Here is a 10,418-nt window from a genome sequence, read left to right as displayed (position 1 = left end):
TGGCGAGCGGCCCCGAGGCCGAGGAGCGCCGCGGCGAGGCCGGCCGCGCCGAGGGCGAGGAGCGCGAGCCCGGCGCCGGCCCCCGCGAGCAGCATCGGACCCGCTGCGTCCGGCGCGCCCGGCGGGGGGAGCGGGAGGAGCGTGAGCGCCACCCTGCGGCGGCTCACGTTGCCCGCCGCGTCGGAGGCCACCACCTCGAGGTCCGCCGCGCCCGCCCCGGCGCCGGCCGGGACGTGGAGCTCGGCCACCCAGGCCCCGAGCGGCCCCTCCATCCGCGCCCGCGCGAGCTCCCCCCACGGCGCGCGCACGAGCACCTCCTTCACCTCCATCGCGCCCTTCACCGCGTTCGCGAGGCCGCCGGGGCGCCTCGAGAGCGCCGGGAGCCGGGAGACGGCCAGCGACGGCTTGAGCGCGAGGCGGATCGCCTCGCCGGGCGCGGCGGTCGCCGGCGCGGAGAGCACCGCGATCGAGGCGGGCGTCGTGTCCACGCGGATGGGGGCGGTCCGCTCCTCGCGCCGGCCGTCCGCGTGACGGATCGTGATCCGCGCGTCGTAGCTCCCGTCCGGCCAGGCCGGCGGGACGAGGAAGCGCAGCACGAAGTCGCCCCGGAGCGGATCGCGGATCGCCTCGCGCGGCGCGGCCTCGAAGGGGAGCGCGACCGACACCGAGCGCGCTCCGGGCGCCGCGACGCGCAGCTCCGGGTCGCCGGGCTTCACGCGCGCGGGGGCGAGGTCCACCTCGGAGGCGGGACCGAAGATGCCCTCATGGGAGACGCCCTCGGGGAGCTCGTTCGGCACGAGCGCCTGCGCGAGCGGCAGCGACGGGTCGACGCGCAGCGCCCGCTCCACAGCGACGAACGAGGTGTAGGGCGTCACGAGCTTGAAGCGCAGCGCGAGGGCGACCGTCTCCTCGATGGCGGACGCCGGCGGCGCCATGGGCTCCGCGGTGAGGAGGTCCTCGATGCGGCGGCGCGCCCAGAGCGTCCCGAGGATCGGCTGAGCCGTCCCCTCGCCCGCGTCCACCCGCGCCTCGGCGACCTCGATGCGCGAGGCCCACGGCGCCTCGCCGAGCCGGCCGCGCAGCACGAGGTGCGTCGGCGCCCCGCGCCGGACCCGCCCCGCGACCACGAGCGGCTGCCCGGCGAAGAGATCCGGCAGGCGCGCCGGCAGGAGCTCGGTCACCTCGGCGCCCTCGAACCCGACCTCGAGATCGGTGAGCACCGGCCGGTCGATCCGCTTGAAGAGGCGCGCCACCGCCGCGTCCGGCGCCTCGTCGAGCGACACCACCTCCGAGGCGCCGCGTCCGGCCCGGCCCACGCCCTCCACGAGGTAGCGGTTCACCGACGTGCCGATGCCGAACCCGAACACCCGCGCCCGGCCGCGGAGGGCCTCCACCGCGTGGATGATCTCGGTCTCGTTGCCGATGAAGCCGTCGGTGCAGAACACCACCATGCGCAGCCTTCGCGGGTCCTCCGGCGGCGTGAGCGCGGCGCGGACCCCCTCGAGCATCTCGGTGCCGCCGCCGCCCTGGAGCCCGGCGAGCCACGCCTTCGCGCGCGCCACCGCCGAGGGGGTGGCGGGGAGCGGCGCCTCGCTCATGGCCTGCGCGGCGCCGTCGAAGGCGACGATCTGGAAGGTGTCGTCCGGCCCCATCGCGTCGAGCGCGCGCAGGACGAGCGCGCGCAGCCGATCGAAGGGCGCGCCCATCATCGAGCCCGACTTGTCGACGAGGAACACGAGCTCCTTCGGGCGCACGAGCGCGGGCGCGATCTCCGCCGGCGGCTGCACGAACAGCATGAGGAAGTCCTCGCCCTTCTCGCGCTGCACGACCGCGTGCGCCGCCGGCGCGGCGCCCGCAGGCCGCCAGGTGAGGACGAAGTCCTTGTTCGGGATCCGGTCGTCCTCCGCGAGGGCGACGATCCGCGCGCCGCCGGGCTCGAGCCCGGTCACGGCGCGATGGCTGCGCGTCTCGACGTCGTCGAACGCGCCCCCGGGGACCAGCCGGACGAGGATGTCGACGTCGTGGCCGGAGCGCGTGCCCGGCGGCACGACGGGGGGCGTCACGCGCGACGCGTCGGGGACGCGATCGGTGTCGGGGGCCCAGCCCGGGCCCGCGGCGCCGGCGGCGAGCCGCTCGCCGGGCACGTAGCGCGGGCCGATGGTGGTCGGGAAGTGGAACGCGTAGCGCCCGTCGTCGAAGGGGACCTCGTGGACGTAGCGCAGCACGACCGCGACGGTCTCTCCGGGCGGCACGTTCGCGACCGACTGGGTGAACAGGTTCGGCCGCTCCTGCTCGGTGAGCGCGGCGGTGCGGCCCTCGCGCTTCGCCGCCTCGTACGTCCGGCGCGCCTCCTCGCGGCGGCGGACCTCCGAGAGCACCACCCGATCGCCGATGCGGAACAGCATGTCCGTGACCGCGGCGTTGGCCGGGAGCGGGAACGCGTAGATCGCCTCGAGCCGGTCGGACGAGGGGTTCGCGTAGAACTGGGTCACCTCGACGCGCGCCACGTTCCCCGTGACCTGCGCGACGACGCGGGTGTGGACGAGGGGGAACTCGAGGAGCGCCTTCCCGTCGGGGGTGCGCCCGGTGAGACGCGGCGTGAACATCGCCGCCGCCTCCTCTCCCGCGGCGGCGGGCGAGGGCTCGAGGGTCTCCGTCGAGGGGAGCGCCGCGACGAGCGCGGCGAGGCGGACGAGGTCCGCGCGCGGCAGCCGGGCGCGCTCCCCGGCAGTCGCGGCCGGGGGCGGCGGCGGGTGGGCGGTGGACGGGACGTCCCGCGGCGCCTGGCGCGAGCAGGCGAGCGCGAGCACGGCGAGGACGGTGACGAGGCGGGAGCGGTTCGGGTGCAAGGCGGACGACGGGCGCATTGGGCCCTCCATTCCCCGCTCCGGTGAGCAACGGCCGTGCCCCGCACGAATTCGCGGTGCGCCAGGGCATTCCGCACGCTGTGTCCAGCCGGCCACGTGGCGGAGGACGGGGAGACGCGGGCCGGCCCCGGGGCGCGCGCGCGAAGCGTTGAAGATGGACGCCTCCCTCGCGACATTGACGTCGAGGTGCGGCCAACGGAGGGAACGACGATGGGGATGCTCGACGCGCTGCTCGAGGGGCTCGGCCGGGAGAGCTTCGAGGACTTCACGCGCCGCTGGGAGCGGGGCGCTCCCTGGGACGCGCTCAGGGACGAGGAGACGATCGCGAACTACGACCGCGTGGCCGACGAGATCGGCCCGGCGGAGTTCCAGGAGGCGGCGCTCGCGAGCGTCGAGCGGCTCTCGCCGGAGGAGCGCCGTCGCTTCGTGTCGGAGCTGCAGCGCAGCGCGCGCAGGGCGGACGTGAACTATCCCGGCGTCCACGACGAGGGGCTCGAGGAGCCGCAGGCGCTCGCGGCGCTCCTCTCGCGCATGCACGGCGAGCGGCGCGGCATGATCCGCCAGCTCCTCGCCGCCAACGAGTCGACGCCCGCCACGAGCGGCCTCCTGTCGAGCCCGGTCGCCGGAGCGGTCCTCGCCGGCGTCGCCGTCATGGCCGTCCGCCAGTTCACGAACCGCTCCACCCGCAAGCGCTGATGGTGGCCGGCGAGGTGTCGAGGATCTCAACGCCCGGTCCCTCGCGACCGTCGAGCAGTCGAGACCGCCAGGCCGCGCCGGTTCACCTGCAGCGGAACCCCGGTGGAGCCCCTCGCGTGCCGGTCCCCTGGTGCGGTGGGTCCGTGTTGGGAGGTGCTGCACCCAGCGTGCGACATTAGACCGCTGGTCATTCGCTCCGCCGCGCGACGCGCGGCTCCGCGCCATGTCGACCTTCGCCCGCCGGCTCTCGCTCTGGAAGCTCCTCGCCACCTCGACCGAGCCGCTCTCGCTCGCGGACCTCGCGCGCCGCTGCGGCGTGTCCAAGAACACCGCGCAGCGCGACCTCGACGCGCTCTCTGCGGCGGGCGTGGGCGTCGTGGAGGAGCGCCGCGGGCAGCGGCTCTACTTCAGCCTGGCGCCGGGCGAGTGGGCGCCCTCCGCCGGGCACAGGTCCGCTGCTCGGAGCGAGCGGCGGCGCTGACCGAGGACCCCGAGGCTACTCCCGGCAAAACACCACAGGCGACCACCCCATTTGCTGGAGCGGTGGTGTGATACCAAGGGATCCGCCGGGGGGGAGGGCCGTGACGGGCGCAAGCGCGCCGCGCCACGGCCCTTTTTTGTTGCCTGCCGCGCTTTCGGCCAGGAACGCGCGGCCCGCCAAGGACGTGCGTGCGGCGAATGGGCCCGTTCTTATGAAGGGCCCTGATGGCGGCCCTCGCTCGGGCTCCAGGTGCGCGGGTGAGGCCAGGGAGGGGCGAGCTTGAAGATCGGCACCTGGAACGTGAACGGCATCCGCGCGCGGGAGGCGCAGGTCGCGGAGTGGATCGCGCGCGAGCGGCCGGACGTGGTCTGCCTGCAGGAGATCAAGGCGCCGCCGGCGCGCGTTCCCCCCTCGCTCTGCGAGCTCGAGGGCTACTGGTGCCTGTGGCACGGGGCGACCGCGTACTCCGGGGTCGGCCTCCACGTGCGGCGCGAGCTTGCGCCCGAGCGCCCCGCGTTCACGCACCCCGACTTCGACCTCGAGACCCGCATCGCCGTCGCCGAGGTGGCGGGCGTCACCGTCGCGTCCGTGTACGTCCCGAACGGCGGCAAGGACTTCGCTGCGAAGCTCCGCTTCCTGGAGGCGCTGGATCGCTGGGTGGAGGCGGCGTGCGCCGCCGGCCGCCCGCTCGTCATCGCCGGCGACCTGAACGTCGCCCGCACCGACCAGGACGTCCACCCCAAGGAGCGGAAGGCGGGCGCCATCGGCCAGCGCCCGGAGGAGCGCGCCCTCATCGAGCAGATCCTGTCGCACGGCCTCGTCGACCTCGGCCGCGCGATGGATCCCAAGAACGAGGGGCTGTTCACCTACTGGGCGCCCTGGCGGAACCTGCGCCAGCGCAACATCGGCTGGCGGATCGACTACGTGCTCGTGAGCGCCGCGCTCGCGAGCCGGGCGACGCGCTGCGCGGTCCTCGCCGACTTCGGCACGAGCGATCACGCGCCGGTGGTCGCCGAGCTGCCGTGAGCGAGCGGGGGGCCTCCCTCAGACGAAGGGGCGGAGCGCCTCGGGATAACGCGCCACGAGCCCCGGCGGCGCCTCCACCCGCCGGCGCCTCACCATGGCCTCGAGCATCGTGGCGTTCGCGGGCGCCTTCCCCTCGAAGTGGTTGTTCGTGACGACGTAGACGTCGGGCTGCGCCGGGGCGGCCTCGAGCGCGCGGATGCGCTCGACCCAGGGCTCGAGCTCGCGCGCGGTGTAGAGGTAGTCGTAGCGGGCATCGCGGCCCGCGTCCTTCCGGAACCAGTCCTTCCAGTTCCTCCCGTGGACCCTCACGTAGGCGACCGCCGAGGTGACGGCGGCGCCGGGCCGGATCGAGCGGTGGAAGAGCGGCTGGTCGACGTTCACGATCCCGACCGCCGCCTCGGCGAGCTCGGCGTGGACCTCCGGGACGTCCCACGAGTCGTGGCGCACCTCGAGGACGAGCGGCAGCCCCGCGAAGGCGCGGAAGAGCCCGCGCAGCCACTCCTCGTTGCCGTCCGTCCGCTTGAACGACCAGGGGAACTGGAGCAGCGCCGCCCCGAGCTTCCCGGCCGCGTGCAGCGCGTCGAGCGCCGCGCGCGCCTCCTCGACCTCCTTCGTCCCGTACGGCTCCCCGCGCTCGTGCGTGAAGCGGCGCCAGACCTTCGCGCCGAAGCGGAACGTGGGGACGTCCGCGACGCGCTCGAGCCAGCGCGCCGCCACCTGCGCGGAGAACGGCCGGTAGAAGGTCGCGTTCACCTCCACCGTCCCGTAGTAGCCGGCGAGGAAGCGGAGCCGGTCGAACCCGCGCGGCTCGGGCCTGGGGTAGACGATCCCGCCCCAGTCCACGTACTCCCACCCCGCGGGCCCGAATCGGATCACAGGCCCTCCGCGTAACACCGCGCCCCGCCTCGCGGCAGGGCTCGCCCGGGTTCCAGCCATTCCGCCTCGTCGTGCGGCCCCGGGACTCCTCGCCGGTCGCTGTCCGGGGTCCTCCCGGAGTAGAATCCCGCGCGGGGGTGGGACCATGCCGGCGAGGCCCGAGGAGAAGGAGCGCACCTACACGGCGCTGCCGAGCATCGCTGCGGCGTCGGAGCGGCACGGCTTCTTGCTCGTGCTGTCGGGGCCGCAGTTCGGGGACGTCTTCCCGCTCGCTCCAGGCCGCGAGGTGACCATCGGCCGGCGCGAGGACGTGGACCTGCGCATCGTGGACGAGGCCGTCTCGCGCCTGCACGCCGCCGTCCGGATCGAGGGGGCGGGCGCGGTGCTCCGCGATCTCGGCAGCGCGAACGGCACCTGGGTGAACGGGCGGCGCGTCGTCGAGGAGAAGCTCGACGACGGCGCCCGCGTCCAGATCGGCGGCGCGACCACCCTCAAGTTCCTGTGGGCGGACGAGCTCGAGGCCCGCTGGCAGATGAAGATCGCCGAGGGCGCGCTCCAGGATCCGCTCACCGGCCTCTTCAACCGGCGCCACCTGGAGGAGCGGCTCGCCTCCGAGCTCGCCGCCGCACAGCGCCACGGGCGCGAGCTCTCGCTGCTCCTCGCCGACGTCGACTTCTTCAAGGCGGTGAACGACCGCCACGGCCACCTCGCCGGCGACGAGGCGCTCAAGATGGTCGCCTTCGTGCTGCGCGGCGCGATCCGGAAGGAGGACGTGCTCGCGCGCTACGGCGGCGAGGAGTTCGTGGTCGTCGCCCGGGAGACGGGGCTCCAGGGCGCGCGCGCCCTGGGGGAGCGGATCCGCCGCGCGGTCGAGCGGAGCCGCTGCGCGTGGCACGGCCACGACCTGGGCCTCACCGTGTCGATCGGCGTGACCGTCTCGATCGGCCTCGCGGAGTACGTGGCCGGCCGCAGCGATCGGGAGCTGCTCGAGGCCGCGGACCGCGCCCTGGCCCGCGCTAAGCACGCCGGGCGCAACCGCGTCGGCGCGAGCCCGCCCGGCGCCGCCGCGGTACCTTGAGGCGCGGGCCGGCGCCCCGCGGTTTGCGAGGCGCCGGATCACGCTCCGTTGCCGTCAGCGCTGCGGCGCGGGCGGCGCGACGGAGCCGGGCGCCGGCGCGGGCGCCGGCGTCGAGGCGGGCGCCGGCTGCGCCTGCGGACGGCGGAGCGGGTCGAACTCCCCCGCCACCTGCAGGAGCCTCACCGCGGCGAGCTGGGCCGAGAGCGACTCCGTCGTGAGGGCGATCTCCGAGTTCCGGAGCTGCGCCGTCGCGTCCGCCTGCTCGACGGCCGTCGCGGCGCCGGCGCGGTACGACACGTCCACGAGGCGCTGGTTCTCGGCGGCGAGGTCGCGCTGCTCCTTCGCCTTCGCGGCGTTCGCGCGGGCGCTCTCGAGGTCGAGCGTCGACTGGCGCACCTGGGCGCGGACGCGGGCCTCGGTGCTCGCGGCGCTCGCCTCCGCCTCCGCGATCCGCGCGTTCCCCTCGCGGATCTGCGACTCGCGCAGGCCGCCGTCGAGGAGCGTCCAGGACAGGCCGAGCCCGAACGCCCACTGGTCGTTCTGCCCGGTGAAGCCGGCGGCGTTCTGGATCTGGTAGCGCCCGAACGCGGCCACGTTCGGCAGGTAGCGGCCCACGGAGGCGTTGCGGCTCGCGCGCTGGAGCTCGACGTTCCGCCGCGCGGCCTGGAGGTCCACGCGCTCGCGCAGCGCCCCCTGCTCGAGCACCGTGAGGTCGTCGGGGAGCTGCGGCTCGGGGGGCGCGGTCACCTCGAAGTCGACCGGGCGGTCGAGCAGGGTCGCGAGGCCGATGCGCGCCGACTCGTAAGAGTTGCGGGCGCGGCGCAGGTCCTGCTCCGCGCGGGCGCGGTCGATCTCCGCGCGCAGGAGGCCGACCTTCGCGATGGTGCCGGCCTGGTAGCGGACGCGGGCGTCGTTCTCCTGGCGGCGCGCGATCTCGAGGAGCCGCTCGGAGACCTCGGTCGACTGCTTCAGCGCGGCGACGCCGTAGTAGGACTGGGCGACGCCGAACACGATGTCCCGCCGGACGTTCTCGATGGTGAGGCGCGAGACGGCCTCCGCCTTCGACGCGGCGCGGATCCCGAACGCGAGCGCGGGCGAGAACAGCACCTGGTTCGCGTCCACCTGGCCGGCGAGCTGATCCTTCGCGACGATCGTGATCTCCGGGCTGCCCGCGCCGAACGTACCGGCGGGGAGCACGGCCGCGGGCTCGTTGCGCGTGTAGGTGCCGCTCGCGTTCACCTGCGGCAGGTAGCGCGCCCAGGCCTGCACGGAGATCTCGTCCGCCTGGCGGAGCCGCGCCGCCGCGGCCTTGAGGTCGAGGTTGCGCGCGGCGGCGAGCTGCAGCGCCTGCTCGAGCGTGACGATCTCGCCGGCAGGCGTCGGCTGCGGCGTCGGCTGCGGCTCCAGGCTGGGCCCTGCGCCCTGCGGCGCCGGCTGGCCGGCCTGCGGCTGCGGCGCGGGCGCGGCGCTCCGGGACGGCTCCGGCGCCTGCGCCACCGCGAGCGCGAGCACGGTCACTGCGATCACTGCGTTCATGTCTCCTCCCGCCGGACGGCGTGGATGCGTGGTGCTACCTCGCGCCCGCCTGCGAACGCCGCCCCCCAGAAGGGGTCCGGCCGGTCGCGCCGGGCGGGCGCGGTGAAGGGGTCTCTGGCCGCATCTCGCGGCCCGGAGCTCGGGGCGCGCGTCATCTCCCGCCGCCCTCCTCCGGCGCGCCCAGGCGGACGACGAGCCGGTCGACGATCCGCGCGAGGGCCTTGCGGTCCGCGGGATCGAGCGCGCCGAGGATCGCGGCGAACTTGTCCTCGATGTCGGCGTCGATGCGGCGGAAGAGCTGCTCTCCCCGGGGGGTGAACCGGGCGCGGACGACGCGGCGGTCCGCGGTGTCGCGCTCGCGGCGCAGGTGTCCGTCGCGCTCCAGGCGGTCGACGATCCCGGTGACGGTCTTCTCCGTCACCGCCACGCGCCGGGCGAGCTCGCCCATGGTGAGCGGGCCGTCGTGGCCGATCCAGAGGAGCGCGTGGATCTGCGGCGGGGTGAGCTCCAGCTCGCCGCAGCTCGCGGCCACCGGGTCGCGCAGGGAGCGGCGCCGCGCGAGCGCGATCACCTGCTCGCGGAGCGCCCGCGCCTCCCGGCGAAGCCCGGCGTCGGAGATAGTCCGCATTGCGGACCGTCTCTATGCCGGGTGGTCCGCGCCGTCAAGGGGAAGCGACCGGGCGCTCCGGGGTCCCGCCCAGATCCTCGATCTCCCCCTCGATGTCCTTCCGCTCCTCGGCGTCCGGCCGCAGCGCGAGGAAGGCCTTGAACTCCTCGATCGCCCGCCGCCGCTCGCCGCGCTCCTTGTACAGGTAGCCGAGGTAGTAGTGCGGCATCGGGTTGTCCTTCTCCTCGCGCGCCGCCCGCTCGTACCAGGGGAGGGCCGCGCGCTCCCCCTCGGCCTCGTGCAGCGCGCGCCCGAGGCGGTAGATCACCGGCACCGCCTTCGGCTCTACCCTCAGCACCTCCCGGAACACCTTCGCGGCCTCCTCGGCCTTGCCGAGCCGGAGCTGGCAGTCGCCGAGCGCGATCCGCAGGCGCGAGAGGCGCGGCGCGGCCGCGATCGCCTTCTCGTAGGCGCCGATCGCCGCGTCGCAGCGACCGTTCGCGGCGAAGAGGAGCGCCATCCGCTCGTGGGGATCCGCGCGCCGCGGGTCGGCCTTCGCGGCGCCGCGGTAGGCCGCGAGCGCCTCCTCGAGCGCGTTCGCGCGCTCGAGCGCGGCGCCGAGGTGGAGCTGGTGGTCGGCGTTCGAGGGCTCGAGCTCGACCGCGCGGCGCAGCTTCGCCACGGCCGCCGGGGTCTCCCCCTTCGCGAGGAGCGCGCGGCCGAGCCACTGCTGCGCCTCGGCGAGCTGGGGCGCCTCGGCGGCGGCGGCGGTGAGCCGCTGCACGGCGCCGTCGGCGTCGCCCCGCTCCAGCTTCACCGCGCCGAGCCGCACGAGCGCGCCCGCGTTCCGCGGCTGGAGCTCGACGGCCGCCTCGAGCGCCTTCTCCGCGCCGGTGAGATCGCCGGCGGCCCAGAGCAGCGCGCCGAACGTCACGTGCCCCTCCGCGTCGCGCGGGTCGAGGGTGAGCGCGCGCTCGAGGCGCGCCCGCGCGCCGGCCGCGTCGCCGCGTGCGAGCGCGATGCGCGCGAGGCCGGTCTCGGCGGCGGCGCACTCCGGATCGACCGAGAGCGCCCGCCGGTAGGCGGCCTCCGCGCCGGCGTGATCGCCCTGCGCTAGCGCGAGCTCGCCGCGCGCCGCGTGGACCGCCGCCACGCGCGGGCCGCGCTCCACCGAAGCGGCGAGCTCGGCGGTCGCGACGTCGAGCTGGCGGCGGGTGACGGCGATGCGGCCGAGCGCGAGCCGCGGCTCCC

9 protein-coding genes are annotated in these 10,418 nt (G+C 75.6%); 4 read left to right on the top strand and 5 right to left on the bottom strand.

Going from position 1 to position 10,418, the window contains the following annotated elements:
* A partial coding sequence (locus MNZ39_RS21460; protein ID WP_242341143.1) for a VIT and VWA domain-containing protein occupies positions 1 to 2,867 on the bottom strand: 2,867 nt, incomplete at its 3' end.
* Between the two features lie 210 nt (positions 2,868 to 3,077).
* Here MNZ39_RS21460 and MNZ39_RS21455 point away from each other — a divergent pair.
* From MNZ39_RS21455 to MNZ39_RS21445, 3 genes are all read left to right on the top strand, one after another.
* Positions 3,078 to 3,563, top strand: a complete 486-nt coding sequence (locus MNZ39_RS21455) for a hypothetical protein (protein ID WP_242341142.1) — start codon at positions 3,078 to 3,080, stop codon at positions 3,561 to 3,563.
* 223 nt (positions 3,564 to 3,786) lie between these two features.
* Complete coding sequence (locus MNZ39_RS21450; protein ID WP_242341141.1) at positions 3,787 to 4,044, top strand: winged helix-turn-helix domain-containing protein; 258 nt, start codon at positions 3,787 to 3,789, stop codon at positions 4,042 to 4,044.
* A gap of 279 nt (positions 4,045 to 4,323) precedes the next feature.
* Complete coding sequence (locus tag MNZ39_RS21445) at positions 4,324 to 5,070, top strand: exodeoxyribonuclease III (protein ID WP_242341140.1); 747 nt, start codon at positions 4,324 to 4,326, stop codon at positions 5,068 to 5,070.
* Between the two features lie 18 nt (positions 5,071 to 5,088).
* On the opposite strand, the gene MNZ39_RS21440 is transcribed toward MNZ39_RS21445, so the two are convergent.
* A complete protein-coding gene (locus tag MNZ39_RS21440; RefSeq protein ID WP_242341139.1) occupies positions 5,089 to 5,946 on the bottom strand; it encodes a DUF72 domain-containing protein in 858 nt (285 codons plus the stop codon).
* Positions 5,947 to 6,091: 145 nt separating this feature from the next.
* Here MNZ39_RS21440 and MNZ39_RS21435 point away from each other — a divergent pair, with 145 nt between their 5' ends.
* A complete protein-coding gene (locus MNZ39_RS21435) occupies positions 6,092 to 7,024 on the top strand; it encodes a GGDEF domain-containing protein (RefSeq protein WP_242341138.1) in 933 nt (310 codons plus the stop codon).
* A 54-nt stretch (positions 7,025 to 7,078) separates the two neighbouring features.
* On the opposite strand, the gene MNZ39_RS21430 is transcribed toward MNZ39_RS21435, so the two are convergent.
* From MNZ39_RS21430 to MNZ39_RS21420, 3 genes are all read right to left on the bottom strand, one after another.
* Positions 7,079 to 8,560, bottom strand: coding sequence for a TolC family protein (locus MNZ39_RS21430; RefSeq protein WP_242341137.1), 1,482 nt, complete (start codon positions 8,558 to 8,560; stop codon positions 7,079 to 7,081).
* Between the two features lie 151 nt (positions 8,561 to 8,711).
* On the bottom strand, positions 8,712 to 9,188 hold the full coding sequence (locus MNZ39_RS21425) for a MarR family winged helix-turn-helix transcriptional regulator (RefSeq protein WP_242341136.1): 477 nt from the start codon (positions 9,186 to 9,188) through the stop codon (positions 8,712 to 8,714).
* Between the two features lie 34 nt (positions 9,189 to 9,222).
* A partial coding sequence (locus MNZ39_RS21420; RefSeq protein WP_242341135.1) for a tetratricopeptide repeat protein occupies positions 9,223 to 10,418 on the bottom strand: 1,196 nt, incomplete at its 5' end.

The sequence above is a fragment of the Anaeromyxobacter sp. SG66 genome (assembly GCF_022690805.1).
Lineage (GTDB): Bacteria > Myxococcota > Myxococcia > Myxococcales > Anaeromyxobacteraceae > Anaeromyxobacter > Anaeromyxobacter soli.
This window is presented reverse-complemented; position numbering and strand designations above follow the sequence as displayed.